This window comes from Candidatus Neomarinimicrobiota bacterium, from assembly GCA_034716895.1.
Classification (GTDB): domain Bacteria; phylum Fidelibacterota; class UBA8477; order UBA8477; family JABMPR01; genus JABMPR01.
Genome location: JAYEKW010000109.1, coordinates 12,840 through 38,409, shown reverse-complemented (window position 1 = coordinate 38,409; position 25,570 = coordinate 12,840). Strand labels below are relative to the sequence as shown.

Genomic DNA, 25,570 nt, shown 5'->3' with positions numbered 1-25,570 from the left:
CCATCACCACTTTTTTTGAATAGCCGATCATTTCAAATCGTAGATCGTATTTACCTGGCGGGATGTTTACGATGTAAAATACACCCGAAACATCACAGATAGCTCCTCGATTGCTTCCATCGATGATGACCTGAACACCGGGCAAACTCTCGCCAGTTAGTCCATTGTTAACATGACCCGTTATGGTTCCGGTCACACCAGCATAAACAGGGGCGATTAAGAGGTTCAGAATAAGTAAAATTATAAAAGTAATCTGATTTATCACTTCTGGTTTATTCATGAAATCCGTGCTCAATAACAATAATAATTATTGGTGTGACTTATTATTAATGTGGCGGGCATTATTCGTATGAACAATTCCCATTTCGAGAACCTCAATGTCCGTTCCCGCTCGTTTAATATCGTTTTATATTCGTGCTGATATTCATTTAATTACTCGTTGAAAACAGGTTTAAGCAAAATATTTGGGGTCATCATGGAAGTGGTCTTCCGCTTCCCATTCCTGCAATTTCTTTTTACCCCGCTGACGTTTGAGAAACCACGCTAAAACAATGATCAGGGGCGATAACGCCCAAAGAACTGTAGGAATGGTAGATATCTTGAAGAACCAGAAACGTGATTCCAAATTCTTTCGCCATGCTATTTCAAAATCAATGAGATCTTCACCTGTTTCAAGCTCAAAGCGCCGTCTGAAACCAATACCATCTACTTGCAATAGATAGGGAAGGATCGACTCCCCGTGACGCTTGATCAAGAACCTGGTGGCGTCCAGAGATTGTCCATACGCCAAGCTGGCCCGTTTATGATTGAAACTCAGAATAACATCCAGATCAACCAGGGGAATCAGTTTTCCTCTGGCAGTAGCGTTTCCTAGTTCCATAAAGCCACCCCAATCCATTTGACCAGCCTGCCACTGTGCCAGTCCTTCGTTCAACCAAACTGGAATACTGATCTCATTTTGTCCCAACAACGTGTGAAACAGTTCGTGTTTCAGTGTGGATAACCACTGACTGCGATTCCTTCCATAGATATGGATCTCTGAGCCTGCCCGAGCAATTCCGCCGCTCCAATAGGGAACAGTATGTATACGAGAACCAATAGCATCAATATCATAATAGAAATACACATCAAGTTCTTTTTCCAATCGTAATCCGAATTTCAGGGGATAAATACGCTGTTCTTCTTGAATTAACTGGATTGCTTGACGCAGAAGAGTCGAATCACCCTTGTCGCTGATCAGGGTAAGATTGTCTGTCTTTAATTGGAGCGGGTTGGCATTAACGGTATTAAACAGAGTTAGAATTAGGGCGATAAAAATAATTCTGGCTTGAGCCGGGGTGTTTCGTGAAGCATTCTTTCGGAAAATGTGAGTCTTTCGATTCATTTTATTCGAATTATCGCCCTGCTTTAAAATAGTCTTATAGGATTTGGTAGGGATCCACATCGACAGTAACCCTCACATGACGGTCCTGGGTGTTTTGCAAAATGTGACGGGCGGCTTGTCTGAGTAAGGAACCCTGAGGGTCTTTTTCCTTACTGCTTTTCAAAACCAGTTTCCAGTGATATCCCAGGTGGCTTTTTTCGATCATGGCTGGAGCCGGTCCAAGTAGTTCAACGATCTTCTGGTTTTTCAGACCCCGGGCCGCTTTTTCCGTCAATTCAAGTACACCCTCTCGAAAACGCCCCTGAAAACTGAAGGCAATCATACGTGAAAAGGGAGGATAATTCAACTGATTCCGGTCATTGAGCTCACTGTTATAGAAAAACTTTACATCATGACGGGTAGCACATTTAATGGAGATATCATCAGGCATCCAGGTCTGTACCACAACCCGACCGGGGAATTCACCCCGACCTGAGCGTCCTGCAACCTGATAGGTCAGTTGAAAAGTACGTTCTCTAGCCCGAAAATCCGGGAAATGTAAACCCGAATCAGCATTTATCACGCCCACCAGAGTGACATTTTCAAAATCCAGACCTTTAGCGATCATTTGGGTACCCAGCAATATTTTGTAATTACCTCTGGCAAAATCACCCAGCAATTTTGTATGAGCACCCTTTCCCCTGGTCGTATCCATATCCATGCGACAGACCGGCACATCAGGAAACTGCGCTTCCAGAGCCTCTTCCACCAACTGGGTGCCCATGCCTCCGAATTTTAATTCCAGCGAACGACATTCCGGACAACTCTGCGGTGGAGGAGCTTGATAATCACAAAAATGACATCTCATCTTATTGCCTATCTTATGATAGGTCAATGATAATTCATCGTGAGGACAGGTCATGGTCCAGTTACAATCACGACAGGTGATCACCGGTGCATAACCCCGGCGATTCTGAAAGAGAATGATCTGTTTTTCGTTTGCCAGGGTCTCTTGAATAGCTTCAACCAATTTCCGGGAAAAGGGATTTGTAAAATCTCTGGTTTCCTCTCGCTCCTGGCCCATATCAACGACATCCACCTGGGGCGGCCGGGCTTTTTCCCAACGCTTGGTGAGATGTAAACCCTTGTAACGTTTTAAACTCAAGTTGTAGTAGCTCTCCAGGGCGGGTGTAGCGGAACCAAGTAAAACAACTGCGTGTTCCTCCCTACCACGCACCAGGGCGACATCCCTTGCATGGTACCGTGGTTCACTGTCCTGTTGTTTGTAACTATTCTCTTGTTCCTCATCAACAATGATCAGTCCCAAATCCCGGATGGGTGTCAACACAGCCGAACGAGCTCCAACAACGATTTTAAATCGGTCTTTCTGAATCTGCTGCCAGGTCCAAACTCTTTCCGCTCCTTTCAGTCCTGAGTGCCAGAGGGCTACAATATTACCAAACCGGGACTGAAAACGGTAGGCGATCTGAGGTGCCAGGGCTATCTCCGGCACCAGAATGATGACTGAACGACCTTGTTTCAAGGCTTGACCTGCGGCGTTTAAATAAACTTCAGTTTTGCCGCTTCCGGCGACACCAAACAACAAATATGGTGCAAATGTTTTTTTGTCCAGCGATCTTTTGAGTTCACTAAAAGCCACCTGTTGCTCGTGGTTTAGCGTGACTTCCCTGGGTGGTGGTCGATGATAATCTTTGAGCGGGTCGATGTTCGGTTCCATTTCTTCAAGTTTGACCAGCCCACGGTCGGCCAGTTTTTGAATAATGGGAAAGCTTACTGAAAATTCCGCTTTCAGTTTGTATTTCGAAATACCTTGAGGATAATCATTGAGTACATCAAATGCTTTCTGCTGAGCGCGAGCATTTGTGGGTATTTCAGAATCTCGTCCCAGATCTGGAATGACCAGGTAGTCTTTGTTGCGTTGACCCTTAAAAGAAAAATCATTCTCCAGTTCAACAAACCCCTGCCGTTGAAGTGCAGCAAGACGGTTGAGCATACCTTGTCCACCAAATTTTCGTTTTAGAGCTGATAATTTTATGACACCCTTGTGTGCCAGATGTTTGGAGAATTCATCTGTCCCTTTTAGAAGGGGGCTGACCTGAACGATAACTTCTTTCCTCAACCGTGCGTCTGAGGGAATAGCGGACTGGATAACCTTACCCAATGGGGTGAAATAATAACTGCTCATCCACTTGAGCAAACTGATGAGGGGACTATTGAAAACCGGAACCGGATCAACAATATTTTCGAAACTTTTCAACTTCCCAGTGAAATCTGCTGGTGGTTTTGACTTGATGCCAATGATCATACCCTGTTGTTTGCGACGCCCAAGGGAAGCGATCACACGCTGGCCAATTTGAACAACATCCTTCAGGTCATCAGGAACGGTATAGGTAAAAGCTTGCTCCAGTTGTAGGGGGAAAGCAATCTCTACATACATATCACAAAACCCTGTCGAAATGCGGCCATTGAGCTCTGTCGAAATGTGGTCATCTTATAAAATGGATTCTCCTGGAGTGAAAGTGAAGGGTTATCTCTGGTTTTTTTGCCGGGCATACAGGCATGTAATCCCAATGGGTTCTGTTTGGGGTGATGTTTGTGCTGTGAGCATGTGTTCTCCGGTTAAAAGTATTAATATATGATCCCGATGGAATCGTTGTGAGTGAGAGAGGCTCCGGAAGAGGCAAATATTTATATCCTTATTCATGCGTTTTTATCAAACTCCAGAGGCGTTTCATCTATCCCCCCAATACTAATGGTATTTACTCTCATAATATGCCTGAGCTGCTTTTATTGTTCGATTGTTGGTTTCGGGTTGGGCGAAGATAGGGGTTTAATGTGGGTGATCAAGGGTTTTTGCCTGGATAATTTTAGCCGCCCCCTTTTTAACCCAACAGACCACCACCTCTTACTTTTTACTTGTTAATTTTTCCTTGTTTTACCCTAACTTACCCCTGCCTCAGCACATCTCATGGCGTTTAAGGGGTGATTTTGGGCGAAGTTTTTCAAATGTCTGCAAAAATTGACAGGTTCAAGCTTTGAATTGCCCCTGTGGAAGTTTAGTTTGGTTTGCTAGTTTAAGGACAGAGTAACCCCGACATTCGGAGATCATGATCATGCAATTTACCGTTGAATCTTCAACACTTTTACACGGACTGCAAAAGGTGGCTCGCGTCAGCCCCACCCGCTCCACCATGCCTATTCTTAACCACATTCTCTTTTCTGTGAAAGGGAATATCCTCTCCATGCGCGCTACTGATATTGAAATTACCTACACCCTGAATCTGGATGTCCTGGGTAACGAAGATGGCGCAGTAGCACTTCCTGTAAGATTGCTGCAGGAGATCACAAATGAACTACCGGATACCGAGTTGACCTTTAAATGGTCTGAAGATAATCGAGTCACATTATCCACACCAGGAGGTACTTATAAGATTGTTGGTCGCCCGGCTGTTGATTTTCCAGAAGCCCCTGAACTGGGTCCATCGAGTAGCCTTGAGATCAAATCAAGCGTACTGAAGCGAACGGTTGAGAAGACTGTCTTTGCAGTCTCAAAAGATGAGTTGAAACCGGCCCTGCTTGGTGTTCTTTTCGAATTAAAAAAAGATCAACTCCGAGCAGTTGCCACGGACGGACACCGGCTGGTTAAATACAGCACCCAGGATTTCAGTTCCCCTGATTTTGAAGCAAATATCATTATTCCGCCAAAATTTTTATCCTTGATCCAAACTTTTTTGGATGATGGTGACACAATTAACCTGGCTGTTGGAGAAAAGTATGTCAGCGTTGCCACTGATAATGCCACTATTTTTAGTCGTTTGATCGATGAACAATATCCTGATTACGGAAGTGTTATTCCTTCTAACAACGACAAGACCGTCACCTTAAACAGCAAAGATTTGGTCACCACGGTACGGCGGGTCTCCATTTTCTCCAACCGAACGACACACCAGGTGGCTTTAAAGCTACATCCTGGATATTTGGAGGTTTTTACTGAAGACCCCGAAGCCAGTACCAGCGCCAAGGAACAGGTTCTGGCAGAATATGATGGAGAAAACCTGACTCTGGGCTACAACTCTATCTACTTGAAGGACATGCTCAAGAATGTCGAAACTGACAGAGTGGTCTTTAGACTGGGTTCAGAGATCGGACCTGGTTTGATCCTGCCTGAGGTTCAGGCAGATAAAGAAGAATTGGTCATGCTCCTGATGCCGATCAGGCTTCAGGGATAGCGTCTTTGCAGGACAGTCGGTCGCACAACTGATTCTACAGTGCTAAAAATTAACTATACGCCAGGCTTCTTGGCTTAGATAACATATTGAATAGATCAGGTATGATTGACACGAATAACTTTTACAATTCTCAGGCATGTTGATTAAATCACTTACCATGCTTGATTTCCGTAAATACGAACAGGTCAGCATGGATTTTGGGCAATATACCAACATTCTGTATGGCGAAAACGGTGCCGGGAAAACCACTATTCTAGAAGCCATTCACAGTTTAGCCTACACCCGTAGTTTTAAGACCCGTCTGGATGCCGACCTTGCTCGTCATGGTCAAGTAGGCTATCAACTAAAGGGTCTTTTCTCAGATCATCTTGGTACTGAACACAATGTCCGTCTAAAAGTGAAATCTGCGCGTAAAAAAAGTGTCAGTGTTAATAACAACAATCTGAAGAGCAGGGCAGAGATCATTGGCAAATTTCCTCTGGTTTCCCTGACTCCCGAGGATGGCGAGTTAACTTTTGGATCACCTGAGATCCGTCGTCTCTTTTTTAATAAATTGCTTTCACAGGTAGATCCAGCCTATCTGGAAAATCTGCAGACCTATGCCCGAATCCTGAAACAACGCAATGCCATGCTGCAAGCTTATGCCAATGATGGCACCCTCATAGACCGGATTCTCATGTCCTCTCTAGATGATCAGCGAGCCAGTATTTCGGCACTGCTTCACACATCCCGCACCAAACATATCACTGAATTTAAAAAGCTACTTTATGAATCCTATCTGCAGCTAGAGCAGGAGAATTCATTGAAAATGGCCTTTATCTCGAATGTTCGCATTACGTCAGGAGAACCGGAAGCTCTCTATCGCCAGGCTTTTCAGGATTCTCTGGCAGAAGATCTGCGCAAGGGCACGACAACGCGTGGACCACACCGGGATATCTTCACCTTTTTTCTCAACACCAAGGATCTGCGAAAATTCGGCTCCCAGGGAGAACATAAATTGGTTTTAGTGGCGGCTAAGTTTGCCGAGGGTCAATTCCTCGAGCGTTTTTTAAATGAGCCCCCTGTTTTCCTTCTGGACGATCTTTTTGCTGAACTGGATGTGAAGCGGAGTACGATGATCGTTGAAAGCCTCAGGGGTGACCATCAAATATTTATAACAGCTACTGACCTGGCTGATCTCCGTAACCACGGTTTGGAGATCGAAGGTGACACCCTGTTGGTTATCGATGCTGGAAAGATTCAGAGCAATGGCTAGAGCTCAGATCATCGGAAATGTTTTCACCAGGCTTTTCAGGGATCTGGGCATTGATAAAGCCATTCAACAGAACATGGCTGTTAGTCGCTGGGGTGAGATCGTTGGTGAGCGCATCTCTGAGATCAGTGAAGCTGAAAAGATCGAAAAGGGTGTCCTTTTTGTGAAGGTCAGTTCTCCAGTCTGGCGTAATGAGCTTGTCTTTATGAAAAGCAATCTAATAAACAGTTTAAATGAAGCATTAGCAAAAAACATAGTTAAGGATATCAAGTTTACATGAGTGAAAATCAAATAAATCCTGTAGCAAAAAATTATGGCGCAGAAAGTATCACCGTCCTTAAGGGGCTTGAGGCAGTCCGCAAACGACCCGCCATGTACATTGGTGACGTGGGTAAACGCGGTCTTCATCACCTGGTTTATGAGGTGATTGACAACTCAATTGATGAAGCCATGGGTGGCTACTGTGATGCCATTACCGTTACCGTCGGCAAGGGTGAAACCATTACTGTAGAGGATAATGGTCGTGGTATTCCCGTTGATATGCACAAAGAGGAAGGTGTTCCCGCTGTTGAAGTGGTGATGACATCTCTCCACGCTGGTGGAAAATTCGACAAGGATTCCTATAAGGTTTCCGGTGGTCTCCATGGTGTGGGTGTCTCTGTTGTTAATGCCTTGTCTGATTGGCTCGCCGTTGAAGTCTATCGCGACAAAAAAGTTCATGAGCTTGACTTCAAAATCGGTATTCTCAATAACCCCATGAAGATTACCGGCAAAACCAAAAAACGGGGAACCAAAGTTACTTTCAAGTTTGACGACACCGTCTTTCACTACGGTAAGTATGATTGGGATGTTCTGGAAGACCGTATCCGCGAGCTGGCATTCCTAAACCAGGATCTTAGCATCACGCTTATCGATGACCGTGAGGATAAACCCCGTACTCAAAGTTATCATTTCAAGGGTGGACTTTCCCAGTTTGTCGATTACCTGAATGAGAGCAAGCATCCTATTCATCCCCAGGTTATTTCAATTGAAGGCGAAAAAGATGATGTCCCCGTTGAGGTCGCTTTTCAGTACACGGATAGCTATACAGAAAACATTCTGACTTACGTTAATAATATTAATACCATTGAAGGTGGCACTCATCTTTCTGGTTTGAGAACCGCCCTTACTAGAACACTGAACAACTATGCTACTCGGAATAAACTGTTTAAAAAATTAAATATGACCCTGAGTGGGGATGATGTTCGCGAGGGTCTTACGGCTGTTATATCCATTAAAGTAGCCGAGCCTCAGTTTGAAGGACAGACCAAGACAAAACTGGGTAATGGGGAAATTAAAGGTATTGTTGATTCCTTTGTTAGTGATCAACTCAATGAATTCCTGGAGCAACATCCAGCGATTGCCAAGCGAGTTATTGAAAAGAGTCTCATGGCTGCTCAGGCCAGGGACGCCGCCCGCAAGGCCCGGGAACTAACCCGCCGCAAGAGTGCCCTGGAAAGTGGTGATCTACCAGGAAAACTAGCGGACTGTTCAAACAAAGATCCAGCCCTTTGTGAAATCTACCTGGTTGAGGGAGATTCTGCAGGTGGCTCAGCCAAACAGGGCAGAGATCGTCGTTTTCAAGCTATTCTACCCCTCCGTGGTAAAATCATTAACTCAGAAAAAGCCCGGATTGACAAACTCCTGAACAACAACGAAATCCGGATGATGATCACTGCCTTTGGTACTGGTTTTAAAGATGAGTTTGATCTTGAAAAACTACGTTACCACAAAATTGTAATTATGACAGATGCTGATGTTGATGGGGCGCATATTCGCACCCTTATCCTGACTTTTCTGTTTAGATATCTCCCTGAATTGATCATCAATGGGCATATCTATATCGCCATGCCTCCCCTCTACCGCGTGAGTGTGGGGAAAAAAGAAAAATATGCTTTTGATGATGATGAACGTGATCTGTACATCAAACAATTAACTGCTGGTGGCGACCCCTCGAGGGCGAAGATCCAGCGCTATAAAGGTTTGGGAGAAATGAATCCGGATCAACTCTGGAACACAACAATGGATCCGGAAACCAGAACCATGATGCGGGTTAAACTGGATGACGCAGCTTCGGCAGATCGAATTTTTTCAACCCTTATGGGTGATGTGGTGGAGCCACGACGCGAGTTTATCCAGTCCCATGCCAAGTATGTGGTCAATATTGATACTTAATATCCAGGGACGTTACCTGTTCCTTTTCGTCACCTCGAGTACTTCGGCCTTGCTCAGCACAGGCTCCATCGAGAAGCAAAGTACTCGGGATAGCGTACATGTGTGGAAATTGAAAAATTGTATAAGATAGAAATAAAGAGGTATTGAGTTGGAGATTCAGAGACAAAGCATACAGGACACATCGATCGAAGAGGAAATGAAAAAATCCTATATGGATTATTCCATGTCGGTCATTGTATCACGAGCCCTGCCCGATGTACGGGATGGCTTAAAACCGGTTCACCGTCGCATTCTCTATGGAATGATGGAATTGGGAGTCGGGTATAACCGAGCCTATCGTAAAAGTGCGCGTATCGTTGGAGACGTGATGGGTAAGTACCACCCTCATGGTGATTCTGCTGTGTATGATTCCATGGTGCGTATGACCCAGGAATTTTCATTGCGCTATCCCCTGGTGGATGGCCAGGGAAACTTTGGATCCATCGATGGTGACAATGCCGCGGCCATGCGTTACACGGAAGCCCGCTTAAAGCGTATCTCCAGTGAGATGCTCAAGGATCTGGAAAAGGACACCGTCAGATTTATTCCCAATTTTGATGAAAGTCTGAAAGAGCCCACGGTTCTGGCTGCTGTCATTCCTAACCTGCTTCTTAATGGATCAAGTGGTATTGCTGTTGGAATGGCCACCAATATTCCTCCACATAACATGAACGAAGTGGTGGATGCCATTGTGACTCAAATCGACAATCCTGAGGTCACTATATCTGAACTGATGGGGCACATCAAGGGTCCTGATTTCCCGACTGCTGCAATCATTTATGGTGCCGCTGGTATCAAGGAAGCTTACGAAACTGGACGGGGAAAGATCACGGTTCGCGCACGAGCCAATATTGAAGAACGCAAAAATGGCCGTTTTAGTCTCGTTATTACGGAAATTCCCTACCAGGTCAATAAGACCTCTCTCATCGAAAAGATCGTCCTGCTGGTTCGCACCAAAAAAGTCGAAGGTATTTCTGATATTCGTGATGAATCAGATAAGGATGGTATCCGCCTGGTGATCGAACTCAAGCGTGATGTTGTGCCTGAAGTGGTTCTTAATCTACTCTATAAGCATACCCAGATGCAGGAGACCTTCGGAGTCATCATGCTGGCGCTGGTGAACGGCCTGCCAAAAGTATTGACTCTGAAGGAAGTAATCGACGAATTTATCAAGTTCCGCCATGAGGTTGTGGTTAAGCGGACTCAGTATGAACTCAATGAAGCTGAATCCAGAGCTCATATTTTAGAGGGTCTGAAAATTGCCCTGGATAATTTGGATGCTATTATCAAAACTATCCGGGGATCAAAAAACCCCAAGGAGGCCAAGGCAGCCTTGATGAGTAAATTCAGTCTGAGTGAAATTCAGTCTCAAGCTATCCTGGACATGCGCTTACAGAAACTCACCGGCCTGGAACGGCAAAAGATCATCGATGAATACACCGAAATTCTGAAAGTGATCGCTCGCTTGAATGAGATCCTCAATAATGTCGGGATGCGAATGAATATCATCAAAACTGAGCTGCGCGAAGTGCAGGATCGTTATGGTGATGAGCGTCGGACTGAGATCATTCCGGATGCCAAAGACTTCACTATTGAAGACATGATCGCCGAAGAAGAGATGGTAATCACCATAACCCACGCCGGTTTTATCAAGCGTTATCCTGTGAGTGGTTATCGTCGTCAAAATCGGGGGGGTCGTGGTTCAGCCGGAGCTAAAGCCCGTGATGAGGATTTTATTGAACACCTCTTCACAGCATCTACCCATGACTACATCTTATTCTTCACAGATCGTGGAAAATGCCACTGGCTGCGGGTTCATGAGATTCCACAAGCTGGCAAAGCAACCCGTGGTCGCGCTTTGATCAATCTGCTGCGCGTAGACCAGGGTGAAAGTGTCCAGGCTTACATTGCTGTCAGAGATTATGCCGATGACCTTTTTATCACAATGGCAACTTCCAAGGGTTTGGTTAAAAAAACGGCTCTGACTGCTTATAGCCGTCCAATGAAAGGTGGTATCTTTGCCATTGATATCAGGGAAGATGATTATCTGATTGATGCTCAGATCACTAATGGTGAGAATGACATCATTTTAGGAACCCATAATGGTATGTCCATTCGTTTCAGCGAGACCAATATTCGCGCAACCGGTCGCAAGACAATGGGTGTCAAAGGGATTGAACTGAAAGGTGACAATGACCATGTTGTGGGCATGATAGTCGTTCGTCGTGAGGGAACGGTCCTGGCTGTTTCCGAACATGGCTATGGTAAACGAACAGAAGTAATCAATTATCGAGTTCAGAATCGGGCCGGCAAGGGCATAATCACCATCAAGACCACACCAAAGGTTGGCCATATGGTATCTTTATTAGAAGTTGTGGACAACGATGACCTGATGATTATTACCACTCGCGGTGTCCTTATCCGGCAACCCGTTTCGTCCATCCGCAGTATTGGTCGTAACACCCAGGGTGTCAAGCTGATCCGACTGGATGAAGCAGATTCCATTGCTGCTGTCACTCGAGTTCAGGAAGAAAAAGATCCAGAAGTTAAAAACGAAGATGGTGGTGATGCGGTCGATGGTGAACAAGAAAAACTGTTTGATGGTGAGGAAAAAACACTACCGGAAGCATAATTGGAGAACGCTCTATGAGCAGTTCCACATTTAATCAACGGCTTGATCAGGTCCTGGAACAGGCGGCACAAGCTGCTCACCGAGCTGGTCGAGCTGTTGATGAAATCACCCTTGTTGGAGTCAGTAAACGCAAACCCGTTGAGGCTATGCAAGCAGCCTACACTGCCGGCTTGCGTCATTTTGGAGAAAACCGGGCTCAGGAAGTCCGTGATAAATTTCCCGCTTTTGATCCCGAGGGCATCACTCGACATTTTATTGGACACCTGCAAAGCAATAAGGTGAAATATCTCCCGGGGCGCGTGGATATTATCCACACCATTGATTCAACCCGGATAGCAGATATTGTTGATCGACGATTTGGCGCCCAAGGACTGATAATCCCTTGTCTGGTTGAGGTCAACATCTCTGGTGAAGTGAATAAGGAAGGCGTGGACCCTGTACAAGCCCTGGATCTAGCCAATTACTGTGCTGAGCTACCTAATCTGGATTTTAAAGGTTTAATGACTATTGGACCATTAACCGATGACCGGGAGCGTATTCGTCAGGCTTTTCGAGAAATGAAACTACTCACTGACCAGATCATTCGTCGCGTCGGTGTCATGCAGCCCATGCTTTCCATGGGTATGTCCAGTGATTTTGAGATCGCTATTGAAGAAGGGGCTACTCATATCAGGGTCGGGACTGCCATCTTTGGTGCCCGGGAATATTAATTTTATGACAATCGTTTAAGAATTACATCTTTGCGAGAAGCGAAGTGATGAAGCAATCTCAAAAGAAAAATCGCCGCGCTTCTTTTGGTCTTCATTATCGCGAAGACTGGGTCAGCGCAATAAATGGGGAGTAAAACATGGGACGATTAACACCTCAGGATATCAGGGAACATAACTTTAAGCAGTCTGCTTTAGGGTATAATCGCGATCAGGTTAATGAGCTATTAGGTGAGATTGCTGAAGAATTGGAAGTTTTGGTTCGTGAATCCAATGAGATCCACATTGAGAACAAAGAGATCCGCCTGGCTCTGAAAACCTATATGAACGTAGAAGACAGCCTGAAGGAAACGCTCCTCTTGTCTCAAAAAACAGGGCAGGATACTATTCGTAACGCCCATAATGAGGCCGATACCATTCTACGAAAGGCCAACACTGAGAAAGATGCTTTACTGTTCACTGCAAAAGAAAACCTGGCTGGCGTTCAGCATGACATTCAAAGACTTCTTGCCAAACGAGATGCCATACTGATCAAACTAAAGAGCACTTTACGTTCAAACCTTGAACTGCTGGAGGAAGCGTTTTCAGAAACCAATGATGTAATTGATCTGATGCCCGAAAATATCAGTTTGCAGGATGAGCGTATCATTGATTTTTCCAAGACCGATCTGGCCGTTAAAGACCTGCCTGTTGAAACTTCTGATCCTGAAATCGACAACAACATAACTCCTGACTTTACCGATAAATGAATCATTTGCCCCTGATCTTCTGTGCTCCCGATTTTGTCAGCATTCTGAAACCAGCTTTTCCTAAAGCTGTGGTTCGACCATTTGCTGCAGACATCGCCACTTGTCGAGCGCAGATCAAGTCGCTTGATAAGCAACCTGGGCATCAGGTTATACTCTTGTATCGATCGCCTGACCCTCAAACGCAAAATGAGAACGTAAAGGACCACATCAATCTTTCAATGGATAATCCTTTGATCGGACCTGCTGATCTCGAACAGGGAGCTAGATTTCCTGACATGTCCTCCGTTTATGATGTCTCAGATAGCAAGGGTGTCATTGTTGTTTGGGGGGCAGACCCGCAGCTTGAAAATTTTCAAGAACCCTGGACCTTTGTCACTGGAGGTGTCTGGGAGGCTATTGCTCTAAAGCATCGCGGTTATCGTATTACTGCCTGGCTAATAGTAGATATTGAAAAATGGATCAAAGAAAATCTAGAAAAAATTGTCTGGGCGTAGCCAGTAGGCGAAGGCTGGTAAAAAAATAGAGAAACGGATGCTTTTAACCAAAAATTAGAATTTTTACTTACACTTAATAGCTTTTTACTATATAATTAGTATTCTGTGCTCTCTGCCTGGCGTAGCCCAAAAAGCGGGGATTGGTGGAAGTGCTTTTTAAGAGACTATTATTTTAACGACCTGCAGGGTCAAGTGGAGGAAACATGCAAAAGAACAGTGTTAATAAAGTAATCCTTGTTGGCCGACTGGGACAAAAGCCCGAGTTGAAATTCACCACAAGTCAAATGGCCGTTGTGAATCTTAGCGTGGCAACAACTGAATCTCGTAAAGACCGTGATGGCAATTATCAGGATCAAACCGAATGGTCACGAGTTGTCGTCTTTGGCAAACCAGCTGAATTTGTAGCCAATTATCTCGATAAGGGTGCTTTGGTTTATGTAGAAGGTCGCCTTCAAACCCGTTCATGGGAAAATAGAGATGGTGTTAAAATGAATACCACTGAAATAATTGCCAATATCGTTACCTCTCTTGGTGGAGCCCGAAATCAAGACAGCGGAAGCTATAGCAATAATGCCCCATCTGGTGGTGGAGCTCCCAGCGGTGGTTCAACCCCAGGAGGCGGTTCTTTTGGTGGTGGCGGTAATGATGACGAGCCCCTGCCTTTTTAATTGGGTCATTACACGAATCTACATGATGATGATTCACAACTAGTGTCACGTTAAGCATGATATAGCGCAACCAAGCCCTGTCTAGCGGAGGTAGATCATGTCCTTTTTCCCGCGACTTTTTGCACATCTCATGCTTAACAGAACAGTAAAACTTGTCTCCCGTAGCGTGTAAAGCGTAGGGTGATATTTTGAACCTATGCGCGCCCTCTGAAGTACAAATGGTATTATATGATGTCTACCACTAAACATCTCTTTCCCGCTTGTCCTCTCTGTTCAAATCCCAGTGTTGGATTTTTTCATAGTGATTCCAAGCGTGAATATTTGCACTGCCCCATGTGTGATTTGGTCTTTGCTCATCCTGACTCATATTTAAGCCCTGAAGAAGAGTTCAAGCGTTATCAGCAGCATAACAATGATTCTGAAGACCCGCGATATCGATCTTTTCTCGGCAAATTGCAAAAGCCCATGGCAAAACGCCTTACTTCAAAATCAAGCGGATTAGATTTTGGATCTGGTCCCGGTCCTTTACTCAAAAAAATGTTTGAAGAGCAGGGTCACAAGATGTCCATTTATGATGTCTTTTACGCTCCGGACATGGCTGTTTTTGAAACCAACTATAATTTTATCACCTCTTCTGAGACGGTTGAACATCTTCAACAACCGCTACTGGAACTTGACCGTTTATGGCACCGCCTAAAACCTGATGGCATCCTGGGCATCATGACCGGAATACACTATAAAGACATTGATTTCAAAAACTGGTACTACATTCGTGACGAAACCCATGTAGTCTTTTTTTCACCAAAAACCTTTGAATGGCTGGCTCAATATTGGGATGCTAACCTCGACTTTATTGGTGATTCTGTGGTGATCTTTCAAAAAACATCTGGAAGTGCCACCTCATTGCCCAAAAAAAGCGAGGCTTTGCTTGTCACGGTGTAGTTGGATAGCGAAATTGGAAATCCTCGCCTGGATAATCCTGGATTAATTCTTACGATGACAGATTTAAAATATATTGACGTTTTCCCTTTTGCCCGGATGCACAATGAACTGCGCTTCCTTTTGCTCCACCGGTCAATCAATAACAGCTATCCCGGCATCTGGCAGCCAGTATCTGGTAAGCTTGAGTCTGGGGAAAAAGCCTGGCAAGCCGGTCTTCGGGAATTACGAGAGGAAACCGGTTTTTCTCCTCTCGCTTTTTTTGCCCTGGATCATGTATCAACATATTATCTCCATCACACAGATGAGTTGATTCAGGTACCGGCATTTCTAGCTGAAGTTTCCCTGGCTGACCCTATACTCAGCCATGAACATGATGCATTTCAGTGGCTAGCTCTAGATCAAGCGATTAGTCTGGCTTCATGGGAACCCTATCGTCAAGCACTGGCAATCATACCAAAATTACTGGATTCGTCGCCTGCTCTCTCCCTGGCAAGAATTTCGCTTAAAAAATGAAAAAAATACATAAACCCTTGATTTTTTTGTTCCAAACCCATCATTTTACTAAAATTTTTCCACAAGATACAGAAACTGGTTGATATTAAACCACAATATATAGTATCACTTAAAGCATTTCCTTAAGTCTTTCCCATAAGTGCCTAAATAATAGTGGTATTTTCTTGACAAGATTTTAAGACACCTCTAAATTCTACACGAATGCGGTGCAGGACAGATACACTACCGCACAAAAACTGGAAGCGATGTTAAGTCGGAAGAGGCTGCGTATGAAGCGATACAGCTTACAAGTTCTGTTATTGGCGCTAACCCTGATATTTGTACAGTGTTCAATGTTCGGTGGCAAGTCAGCACCTGAGGAAGAATCCTGGGATAAATCAGAAAAAAACGCCGAGGTAAAAGATCGTGCTGAAGTTGCTGGTGTAGATGCCAATTCAACGGATGAATCAGCCTGGCAAAGTGGCGAGCAAGCTGACAACCTGATCTATAATCTGGATCAACTTAAAAAGAACCAACCTGAACAAGGTGCCTCTACTGATTTTGTCACTGGCGAGATCAATTATGAGGTCAAACGCCTCGCTGCAGAACTAAAGTATGTTAAAAAGAAACTGACCGAGATCCAGACCCAGAGTGAAGTTTGGACCAATCCTTTAAGTATATATAGTAAAGAGGTTCATTTAGAGAACGGCACCAAATTGTTTGGTGATGTAATCGATCAGGACAAAGAAAATATTCAAGTTAAGACCCTCATCGGCGTCCTTACCGTTTCCCGTGATCAGGTTGTTCGTATTGTTGACAACATTCCCACCGAACCCGGTGCACCTGCGGTTACTGAGCCCGGTTCACGTCGCGGTGGTGCACCCATGAACATTAATAATAACCAGTCTTCCATGGCAGGTACACAGGATGTTAAAGGCGACACGAGAGAAAGCAAATATACTGGCAATGTGGTTCTTTCCGGTAGCATCAGGGAGCGTAAAGATCGCAGCGGCAATACCATTCTCTCCGGGATTGTTAAAAACATAGGCGGCAGACGGGCTGATTTTGTAAAGGTAAATTTTCTCTTCAGGATCAATTGGAGTGGTGACACTCGCGAATTGACCGCTTTTGTTAAAGGATCCCACCACGTTTTTTCTAGTGGCGTTAATACTGACACTTCTCTTTTCCCCGGTGCCAGTGGCGAATTTGAACTCTATGTACCAAAATCTTTTGGTTCATTTATTGGCTATAGTTATTCCATCGACTGGGAAGAACATGACATCTAAACAGACCTTTCTATTAACACTTGGCTTGATAGCCCTGATGGGACTTGTGGCTTGTACCCCCAAAAAGCCTGCTACGCCACCTCGCAATATCGAGCAATTGAAATTGCAGTCCCAGATGAAAGCCTTGGCTGCAGAAGTGGTCAAATTGCGTGAATCCCGCATGGAAATTGAACAGCTGAAAAACACTATTGCTGTTATGGATTCCCAGGTTGTCTTTTATCAAACGAAACTGGATAAAAAAGCCGAAGAACCTATTATCGAAGTTGTGGCAACACCACGTGATCCCGATATCATCAATTTGCGTGGTAATATTTATGTTCTTATCAGAGAAATCGATTCCCTTAAAGAAGGCATGAAAAATCTGGAAGTCCTGAATGATTCTCTGGAAGTACAGATCGAGCAACTCGCGGTTCAAACCCACACAGAAGCAAGGTTGGATCAACCTGAACCGGAGCCTGAGCCTGTGAAGTCACCTGTCAAGTCTGTTCTTGAAATGGATACACCCGTGGCTGTCGCGGCACCTGTCATTAATGAAGAACCTTCAATGCCAACCCAGCCTCCTGCCCGTGGTTATACATTCAATGCCGATTATCGCATGGCTTACAACGATGCTCTGAACAGATATTTCAATAATGAATACCTTGAATCCATTCAGGATTTCCGGGTAGTTATTGAACGTGAACCCTATGGAGCCTATGCCGATAATGCCCAATATTGGATTGGAGAATGCTTCTATTCATTGGAAGATTTTGAATCCGCCATTAACGAATTTAAAAAGGTCTTTGCCTTTCCCGAGAACAATAAAAGTGACCATGCTTTATTCAAAATTGCTATCAGCTATCAACAGTTAGGACGGTATCTGAAAGCCCGGGAAAACATGAACCAGTTCATTCTTGATTATCCTGAAAGTGAATTGGTCACTCAAGCCCACGATTTTTTACAGGGGAAACAATAAGTCTAAACTCATGATGCGCACTGGAACCACTATCATTATTTTGACGATTATCGTCGCCAGCCCACTTCTAGGACAAACCGGTGGAAATCTCCTGTACGATATTGGTTTAATGATCGAGGACACCAGTAAATTTTCAAACGATACTTTGCAAATCTATAGTGACACACCGGAAACCCCCTTCGAACAACAGGTTCTGGAAGAAGAGCTGAACCGATATCAACAAAAATTAGCTGAAACTGAAATTCGACTGCGCTTTCAAACCAGGGTCATTGACAGTCTTCAGACCGAGATCACGATGATCAAAGCAGCCGGTGAAACCGATCAAGCATTGCTTTCAGATCGTATCACCAGCCTGGTGGATCAACAAATTAAAGCTATTCAACAACCCGGTTTTGTACCTGGTAACTCCCAAATGTCTGATCGCGTTTATGCAGAACTCGATACACCCTGGAAAGATGTGGATGTGATCGTACGACCTATGCAGCACTCTCCAATGGGACCTAAACTAACTATTGCTGAAGAACAGGCCACCTACCGGAGAGGTCTAACCAAATTTCATCAACAATTTTATTATCAGGCTGTTGATGAATTTAACACAATTGTACGACGTGGTAGTGATATCACCCTGCGAGCTAATGCTCAGTATTGGGTGGGACGTTGTTATTTTGAAAAAGGTCTCTATGACGAAGCTATTAGCGCCCTGGAACAAGTACAACGTTTTGAGTATTCAGATAAACTGGACGATGCCCTGGTCATGATCGGCCTGGCTTTTAAGAACAAGGATCGCCTTCCTGAAGCCAAACTGGCTTTTCAGGAATTGGTTTCCCGTCATCCTGGAAGTGAATACCTAACCCTGGCAAAACGGTTTGTACAGGAATGATGCGAGATGAAAGGCTGATCCCGGAGATCATTAGATGAAAACACTCAAAATACTTTTGACCCTGATTATTATAACCAGCGCACTATTTGTGAATGGTCAGACATCCTTGAATTACTCCCGACCGGGCCCCATGATGCACATACCTACTTCAAGCCTGTATAACGAACCTTACCTTCTGCGCATCGGAGTTGCCGGACAATCTACAAGAGGAGCTTTTGAAACTGAGTTCTGGAACAAAGGTGCCTTTCTAGAGACTGATGTTACCAGAGATTTTCGCATTGGCTTGTCTGCCATCCAGGCCGGTTCAAATAGCAATCAGGCTGAATTGGCACTGCATGTTCAAGATCGGCTTCTGACCTATGGCGAAACTGCTGTAGGAATTGGCGTTAACGATATCAGCTTTACTACGGGCAGTTCGGATTCGACCAATTTGGAAGACCGGGTTCGCAACCTATCCTACTATATCTTGTTAAGTCGTGAAAATAGCTTTTCAGATTATAGCCTGAAAACTTACCTGGGTGTCGGCTCCGGTCGCTATGGTTCAAATTTTGGTAAATTCAGCATGGATACCACCAGTACACCTGGTGATACTGTGATGGTGGCCAAAACCAATAATATTGGTTTCTTTTTAGGTTTGTTATTGAACACGAATATCATGGCTGATAGAGGTGGTCTGGACTTTATTCTGGAGTGGGACGGCGTTGGGATTAATGCTGGTGTTAAACTTCCCCTAACCCAGGAATACCACATAAATATCGGTTTTTCCAATATACAGAATTTACCCTATTTGGGTGAAGATCGTGAGAACCCTCCAGGTATAGGTATTGGTCTGGATTATTTCCTGCCCCGGGTCAAGTCATCAACCAGCAAACAACGGGGAGGTATCAAGATCTCCGGTGTTGTCACTGAAGAAGGTTTACCACTACGTACGGTCATCGATTCCAGCTGGCATAAAGCCCAGGAACGTCAGCTTCTGGTCTTGAGAGATTCCTTAAGAATGTCTTCAACTGAAATTGAGCACTTAAACCGTATGGTGGAACAGTTGGAGCAACGGAACAAAGTTCTGGAAGACTCAGTTGCCTCGCTGCAATTGGCTCGTCACGTCTCTGATGCCCAGGTCAATCAAGCTTTGAAACATTTGTCCCGTTCATTAAGACTGTTCTACAACGAAGAATTTGAAGATGCGCTTGTTGAGATCAATGAAGCGCTTGAATACAACCCGAATTTGGCTCTGGCCTACGCCCGGCGAGGTTCAATTTACTACAAATTAAATCAGATCGATCGAGCGACTATCAATTGGAATATTGCCCTGCAGATCGACCCCGGATATGATGAAGTACGCAACATTCTGCGCGCTTTAAATGAGAACCGATTGCGTTCGGCTGTCTCGGCAAGGGAATAAAGAAGCAAAGGACTGACGTATGGATTTTGCAACCATTATAGGACTATTGTTCGGCTCAGGCTTGATCGGTTATGCTGTCTACGGTGTGTCTTTAACATTACCTAATGGCGTGATGACCTTTGTGGATGTCCAGTCTCTCATGATCGTTTTAGGTGGAACCATAGCAGCAACAGCGATGGCTTTCCCTGTAAAAGAGGTTTTATCCTTATATACAAACCTATGGGCTGTCTTCAAGGGTGACAATCATAATGATGCTGATACGCTGAAAGAACTCGTTGAGTTGGCCGGTGTTGCCCGAAAGGGAACATCCGATCTGGAAAAAGCGGTTCCAGGAGTCAGTAATTTCTTTTTAAAGGATGGCGTCCAATTGATCGTAGATGGTCTACCAGAGGATGACATTCGTAGTATTATGGAAACCAGGATCATAAACCGTGAACTTCGTGAAGATGCAGAAGCCAACGTTTTTAAAACCATGGGAACCCTTTCCCCTGCCTTTGGTATGGTGGGAACCCTGGTTGGACTGGTCGCCATGCTCTTTGCCATGGGTGCTGCACCTGGTGATGGTGGTGGTGACATTGATCCGGCAGCCAAGCTGGGTCAATCCATGGGAATTGCTCTGATTACAACCTTTTATGGGGCATTATTCGCCAACTTGTTTTTTCTACCGATAGCTGCCAAACTACGCTCCAGGATCGACAAGCGAAATATTACGCAGAACATGATCATTGACGGTGTCATTATGTTGAAAGTTCGGAAACACCCCATTCTGGTACGAGAATTTCTCAACTCTTATTTAGCACCACGTGACAGGGTTTACGAGGATTAGTCAGCGTGGCTGTAACGGCAAAAAAAGCGCCTAAAAGCGACGACACCGGCGGTTGGCTCACCACCTACGCGGATATGATGACTCTGCTCATGACCTTCTTTGTGTTGCTCTTTGCCATGTCCACCCTGGATCCGGTCAAACTGGAACAATTTGGTCAATCTCTGGGAGAACACCAGGGCGCCCGCAAGAAATCAAAAAAGGTTTCCTTGAGTCAGATCAATATGGAAGTAAAAAAACTGGTTAGAGACCAAAAATTACAGCAACAGGTCAAGGTTCGTATGGATGCCCGTGGCGTTACTCTGGAAATTGCCAGTGACCTGGCTTTCAATATCGGTAACGCTGCTCTTTCGCAACCAATTAAAGCCTTTTTGGTGAAATTGGTGACCACCATGGATAAAGCAACTTATGCCATTGCCGTGGAAGGACACACAGACAATGTACCTATTCGCTCAGCTACTTTTCCATCAAATTGGGAATTGTCATCAGCTCGAGCTGCTGCTGTGATTCGCTATCTTACATCACAAGGTATCCCAAGCGATAAATTCAGAGCTATCGGATTTGGAGATACAGCACCAAAAGTTGCAAATGATTCTGTTGAAAATCGCGCAAAAAATAGACGCGTTGATATAACATTTCTAACGATCGGTTAGCTTGAACTGACGTTGGAAACGAGGAGAAGCTTATGAAGTATCCGGCATTTAAACACATCATGACAGGAATCGTAGTCACCACATTAGTGTTGATCTCGCAGGTGCTTGCCTTTCCGGACACGAATAAAGAGGTCCTTTCACAAAAGATCCTGTTGGAAAACACCATACAACAGCGGGTTAGTGATGCCGTCTATCGTATTTTACGTCATGAGAACTTCATTGTGAATGTCAACGTGGTCATGGAAACCACACCAACTCAACAATATACAACTATTTATGAAACTCCCGGCATCAAAGGAACGATCTCTCCAGAGCAAGAAATATATACTCAATCCGTTCGCAGTAAAACACCTGGTCTCCCACCCCTGGGAAGTAAAGAAAAAATTGCTCCTGGTAAGCAAAAGACCAAAACCGTTCTAAAAAAACGTCCTATTAAATCAACTGTTCCATCAGACATTCCCGGTTTTCCCGGAATTCAGTCTCCCGGATTTGAACTTTATGAAGAAGAAATCCTGGTTGAAGAAGATGCCTATGATGGGGTGATCTATGCAGCGGATGAAGATCTCGCTGAGGTCGCCATTATTGAAGATACCACAAGTTCAACGGTAGCCGCAGAAGCCAGTTTGTCTCTAGCTGAAGAGGAAGTGATCCTTGAAGAAAATATTGAGCCCGTTGCCATTGCGAGTAATGAGGGAAATCTGGTTGATTATGCCAACCCTACATCTCCCAGTCTTTCTCGTCATACGGTTGCCAGCACAACAGGTCCCTCTTTAAGAGTAAATAAAATGGAATTGACCGTGATCCTGGAAGATCCAATTTCTCCAAAGATCATTGAAAATATACGTACAGTAGCCATGGTTGCTTCCCATTTTAATCGTGAACGCGGCGATAAACTGCAAGTGATGACTGCCAATTTTCAAGGAACCATTGCTGACAAGCCTGATGTTGAACAATTGCTGTTGAAATCTATTGCTGAAAAGATGGCAGCCATTGAAGCCCGGCAAAAAGAAGAATCTGAGAATCAACGGATCAAGGACCTTGAAGCTCAACAGGAGCGCATAAGACAAGAGCAGGTTAACCAGGATGCCCAGAATGCTGAAATGGCTCGCCTGAGGCAACAAGAATTAGCAAAACAGAAAGAACATGAAACCGAATTGGCCCGGATCCGCCAGGATGAATCAGATCGGATTCGCCAGCGTGAAAAAGAATTAAGCGACCTGCGTCAGCAAGAGCAAGAGCGATTAGCTGAAGAACGACGCCAACTATTTGAATCCCAACAAGAGCAAGCCAAAGATCGTCTCCGTCAGGATTCATTACGCCTGGCTTTGCTCACTGAGCAATTAGATGACCTTAAGAATCAGCTGTCTGCTGTAGATCTTGAAGAAGAACAACGCTTAAAGCTCGAACTTGAACAAAAACGCAGGGAAGCTGAAAAAACAGCAATCCGGGAACGAGAAGACAAACTTAAGCAGCAGATGGAAGATCTGGAGAACCAAAGACTTCAAGCCACCATCATTCCTGAAGATAATGAAAATTTATTGCCTCTGATGATCATCGGCGCTGCCGTTCTAGTGGCTCTGGCTATTCTTATCGGTGCCATGATGGGAGGCCGTCGTCGTTCACCACAAGATCTACCTCCTGCTCCGGAAACGGCTGACGATCAGCTTGAAGAAATTCAAGAGCCAGAAGATCAGGTCGAAGAAGACGAACTTCCTGAACCGGAAGTGGATCAGGAACTGGTTGGAGAAGTAGACAGTATTAAAAAATCCGTTGTGTCGCTGGCTGTGAGCAAACCCGGTTCTGCCTCCAGTATTGTTAAGGAGTGGCTCAAGGATACCGGCGAAGTTGAAGAAACAGATGGTGAAACGGCTGAGGAAGAGCAAAATGGAAAAAAGAAAAAGAAGGGACGTAAATAATGGCTGATCAGATAAAATTGGCCGGAATTGATAAGGCGGCCATTCTCTTTGATATCTTGGGAGCTCGTCTGGCTGGACAACTATTCCCAAATCTAAATGATGAAGAAATCGTAGCGGTTCGTCAACATGCTTCAAAAGTGAAAGAAACACCCTTTGAGGCAAAAAAGCAAGTGCTTGAAGAGTTCTATTTCTCTTTCATGTCTAAAAAATTTGCTGCTGAATCAAAAGAAGCAACATCACAGCCCTTTGCTTTTCTTGAAAATATGTCTGAGGTTCAATTGGCCTACCTTACTCGCTCTGAGCCTACCCGCTCAATCTCGATCCTTTTGGCTCAGGTACCCCTGGAAATGCAGAGACGGCTCCTTCAGCGCCTGCCAACAGAAGTGCGGACTGAAGCCATGATCGATCTGGGGAAGATCAAAGACGTTCCCCTGGAAGCAGTACTCGATGTTGCTGCAGAGTTCCGTGAAAAAGCCAAGCAGATCCCCTCCCACTCTGAGTATTCAGAAGGTGGCGGTAAAGCCATGGCTGGCTTATTGGGCACCATGGAAATAAAAGAGCAAAAACAATTTCTTGATTATCTATCACAGGAAGATCCCGAGCTAGCCAGGGAAGTGAAAAAACACCACTTCACCTTTGATAATGTACCCGTTCTTCCTGATAGTGTTCTTAGGGATATTTTTAACAGCTTGGATCTGGATGATGTTGCCCTGGCTTTAAAGGGGCAAGACCAGGAATTAAGCGACCGGATTTTGGAAAACCTGCCTCAGAAAAAGCAGGCCATGTACGAACCCAAAGAAGGACCCGTTTCTCGCAAGCAGGTGGAGGCAGCACAAAAGAAGGTGGTTGAATTCATCTTACAGATGGATGCTGATCCAGCAAATGAATTTAGTATCGAGGAGTTCGCTGAAGCCGACTTTATCGAATAGTTACTGACAAAGATATCTCAGCTGTCCTGCACTAGCGAGATAGGAGGGGAGGCGTCCGCCCGGACTGTCCTCCCCTCCGCTGTTTTTGGGCTGAGTTTAGACCTCAGGTACCAAAAAATCGGTCGCCGGCATCCCCAAGACCGGGGACGATATATCCAAGATCATTTAAATGCTCATCTACAGAGGCCGTAAATATGGATACATCGGAATGTTTTGAAAATACTTCTTTTATTCCTTCAGGAGCAGAGATCAAAGTAAGCAATCTGATATCCTTTGCCCCATGGCTCTTTAACAGATCCAATGCTGCACAAGCGCTACCGCCTGTGGCCAACATGGGATCCAACAGGAAGCAGCTACTGGCTGATTCTGAAAAATCCGGCAGATTTTTATAGTAATGTTGGGGCAATAAGGTCTCTTCATCCCGAAAAAGTCCGACAAAGCCAACATGGGCATCTGGTAAAAGCTTTAAACCAACATCCACCATAGCCAAACCGGCTCGAAGTATTGGAATCAACCAGATATCTTCGGCAATAACCCGTTCTATCGTGCCTGCCTGCGGGGTTTCAACGACCAACTCAACGGTGTTCAAGGCTTCAGTTGCAGAAACCAGCACCAATGATGACAAGCGCTGAGCAACTTCCCTAAATCGTTGGTTATCAGTGTCTTTACTTCTGAGTATGGCTAGATTGTGCGAGACGAGAGGATGAGATTTCAACTCAGTAACTTGGGACAACAGGCTCTCCGAACTTATGGTTTGTATTACTTGGACTAAAAGTAATCCTGAACGAAAAAAAATCTACGCCTAATCTAGAGTTACTTCAGAATGTTTTGGTGCACTATTTATTTTTTTGCTCGCAAAAGAGAGCCGCAAAATCTTGCGCTTTCACTAAAACAATGCCCTGTCACCACCAGGAGACATAAACT

Annotated in this window: 22 protein-coding genes and 1 pseudogene; 19 read left to right on the top strand and 4 right to left on the bottom strand. The window is 44.8% G+C overall.

Annotated features, from left to right (window positions below; all coding sequences use genetic code 11):
- The 3 genes from U9Q77_06905 to priA all read right to left on the bottom strand — a co-directional run.
- The coding region (locus U9Q77_06905; protein ID MEA3287088.1) for a carboxypeptidase-like regulatory domain-containing protein at positions 1-280 on the bottom strand (280 nt) is incomplete at its 3' end.
- Positions 281-451: 171 nt separating this feature from the next.
- The gene (locus U9Q77_06900) at positions 452-1,384 is read right to left on the bottom strand and encodes a peptidase MA family metallohydrolase (protein MEA3287087.1); all 933 of its coding nucleotides are present in this window, start codon (positions 1,382-1,384) and stop codon (positions 452-454) included.
- 34 nt (positions 1,385-1,418) lie between these two features.
- Complete coding sequence (gene priA / locus U9Q77_06895; protein MEA3287086.1) at positions 1,419-3,821, bottom strand: primosomal protein N'; 2,403 nt, start codon at positions 3,819-3,821, stop codon at positions 1,419-1,421.
- Positions 3,822-4,497: 676 nt separating this feature from the next.
- Here priA and dnaN point away from each other — a divergent pair.
- From dnaN to U9Q77_06800, 19 genes and pseudogenes are all read left to right on the top strand, one after another.
- The gene (gene dnaN, locus U9Q77_06890) at positions 4,498-5,613 is read left to right on the top strand and encodes a DNA polymerase III subunit beta (GenBank protein ID MEA3287085.1); all 1,116 of its coding nucleotides are present in this window, start codon (positions 4,498-4,500) and stop codon (positions 5,611-5,613) included.
- A gap of 136 nt (positions 5,614-5,749) precedes the next feature.
- Positions 5,750-6,868, top strand: a complete 1,119-nt coding sequence (recF, locus tag U9Q77_06885) for a DNA replication and repair protein RecF (protein MEA3287084.1) — start codon at positions 5,750-5,752, stop codon at positions 6,866-6,868.
- Positions 6,861-7,145 carry a DUF721 domain-containing protein gene (locus tag U9Q77_06880; protein ID MEA3287083.1) on the top strand — a complete coding sequence of 95 codons (285 nt, stop codon included), beginning with the start codon at positions 6,861-6,863 and terminating at the stop codon, positions 7,143-7,145. The genes recF and U9Q77_06880 overlap by 8 nt, the downstream gene beginning before the upstream one ends.
- Positions 7,142-9,079, top strand: coding sequence for a DNA topoisomerase (ATP-hydrolyzing) subunit B (gene gyrB, locus U9Q77_06875; GenBank protein ID MEA3287082.1), 1,938 nt, complete (start codon positions 7,142-7,144; stop codon positions 9,077-9,079). The genes U9Q77_06880 and gyrB overlap by 4 nt, the downstream gene beginning before the upstream one ends.
- Positions 9,080-9,233: 154 nt before the next feature.
- Complete coding sequence (gene gyrA / locus U9Q77_06870; protein MEA3287081.1) at positions 9,234-11,750, top strand: DNA gyrase subunit A; 2,517 nt, start codon at positions 9,234-9,236, stop codon at positions 11,748-11,750.
- Positions 11,751-11,764: 14 nt separating this feature from the next.
- Positions 11,765-12,460 carry a YggS family pyridoxal phosphate-dependent enzyme gene (locus U9Q77_06865; GenBank protein ID MEA3287080.1) on the top strand — a complete coding sequence of 232 codons (696 nt, stop codon included), beginning with the start codon at positions 11,765-11,767 and terminating at the stop codon, positions 12,458-12,460.
- A gap of 137 nt (positions 12,461-12,597) precedes the next feature.
- The gene (locus U9Q77_06860; protein MEA3287079.1) at positions 12,598-13,206 is read left to right on the top strand and encodes a DivIVA domain-containing protein; all 609 of its coding nucleotides are present in this window, start codon (positions 12,598-12,600) and stop codon (positions 13,204-13,206) included.
- Positions 13,207-13,400: 194 nt separating this feature from the next.
- Positions 13,401-13,499: pseudogene (locus tag U9Q77_06855) on the top strand (purine-nucleoside phosphorylase).
- Positions 13,500-13,903: 404 nt separating this feature from the next.
- A complete protein-coding gene (gene ssb, locus U9Q77_06850) occupies positions 13,904-14,368 on the top strand; it encodes a single-stranded DNA-binding protein (GenBank protein MEA3287078.1) in 465 nt (154 codons plus the stop codon).
- 333 nt (positions 14,369-14,701) lie between these two features.
- On the top strand, positions 14,702-15,310 hold the full coding sequence (locus U9Q77_06845) for a class I SAM-dependent methyltransferase (GenBank protein MEA3287077.1): 609 nt from the start codon (positions 14,702-14,704) through the stop codon (positions 15,308-15,310).
- Positions 15,311-15,364: 54 nt separating this feature from the next.
- On the top strand, positions 15,365-15,823 hold the full coding sequence (locus U9Q77_06840) for an NUDIX pyrophosphatase (GenBank protein MEA3287076.1): 459 nt from the start codon (positions 15,365-15,367) through the stop codon (positions 15,821-15,823).
- Between the two features lie 269 nt (positions 15,824-16,092).
- Positions 16,093-17,088 carry a hypothetical protein gene (locus U9Q77_06835; protein MEA3287075.1) on the top strand — a complete coding sequence of 332 codons (996 nt, stop codon included), beginning with the start codon at positions 16,093-16,095 and terminating at the stop codon, positions 17,086-17,088.
- The gene (locus U9Q77_06830; GenBank protein MEA3287074.1) at positions 17,078-18,043 is read left to right on the top strand and encodes a tetratricopeptide repeat protein; all 966 of its coding nucleotides are present in this window, start codon (positions 17,078-17,080) and stop codon (positions 18,041-18,043) included. Before U9Q77_06835 ends, U9Q77_06830 begins: the two co-directional genes overlap by 11 nt.
- A gap of 10 nt (positions 18,044-18,053) precedes the next feature.
- Positions 18,054-18,923, top strand: coding sequence for a tetratricopeptide repeat protein (locus U9Q77_06825; protein MEA3287073.1), 870 nt, complete (start codon positions 18,054-18,056; stop codon positions 18,921-18,923).
- A 34-nt stretch (positions 18,924-18,957) separates the two neighbouring features.
- Positions 18,958-20,325 (top strand): hypothetical protein, encoded by a 1,368-nt coding sequence (locus tag U9Q77_06820; protein MEA3287072.1) that lies wholly within the window; start codon positions 18,958-18,960, stop codon positions 20,323-20,325.
- 19 nt (positions 20,326-20,344) lie between these two features.
- A complete protein-coding gene (locus U9Q77_06815; protein MEA3287071.1) occupies positions 20,345-21,151 on the top strand; it encodes a MotA/TolQ/ExbB proton channel family protein in 807 nt (268 codons plus the stop codon).
- A gap of 5 nt (positions 21,152-21,156) precedes the next feature.
- Entirely contained in the window at positions 21,157-21,801 is a 645-nt protein-coding gene (locus U9Q77_06810; GenBank protein MEA3287070.1) for a flagellar motor protein MotB, read from the top strand.
- 32 nt (positions 21,802-21,833) lie between these two features.
- Positions 21,834-23,717, top strand: a complete 1,884-nt coding sequence (locus tag U9Q77_06805) for a hypothetical protein (GenBank protein ID MEA3287069.1) — start codon at positions 21,834-21,836, stop codon at positions 23,715-23,717.
- The gene (locus U9Q77_06800; GenBank protein ID MEA3287068.1) at positions 23,717-24,646 is read left to right on the top strand and encodes a FliG C-terminal domain-containing protein; all 930 of its coding nucleotides are present in this window, start codon (positions 23,717-23,719) and stop codon (positions 24,644-24,646) included. Before U9Q77_06805 ends, U9Q77_06800 begins: the two co-directional genes overlap by 1 nt.
- Positions 24,647-24,749: 103 nt before the next feature.
- Here U9Q77_06800 and upp read toward each other — a convergent pair whose 3' ends face one another.
- The gene (gene upp / locus U9Q77_06795; GenBank protein MEA3287067.1) at positions 24,750-25,379 is read right to left on the bottom strand and encodes a uracil phosphoribosyltransferase; all 630 of its coding nucleotides are present in this window, start codon (positions 25,377-25,379) and stop codon (positions 24,750-24,752) included.
- Positions 25,380-25,570: the final 191 nt, after the last annotated feature.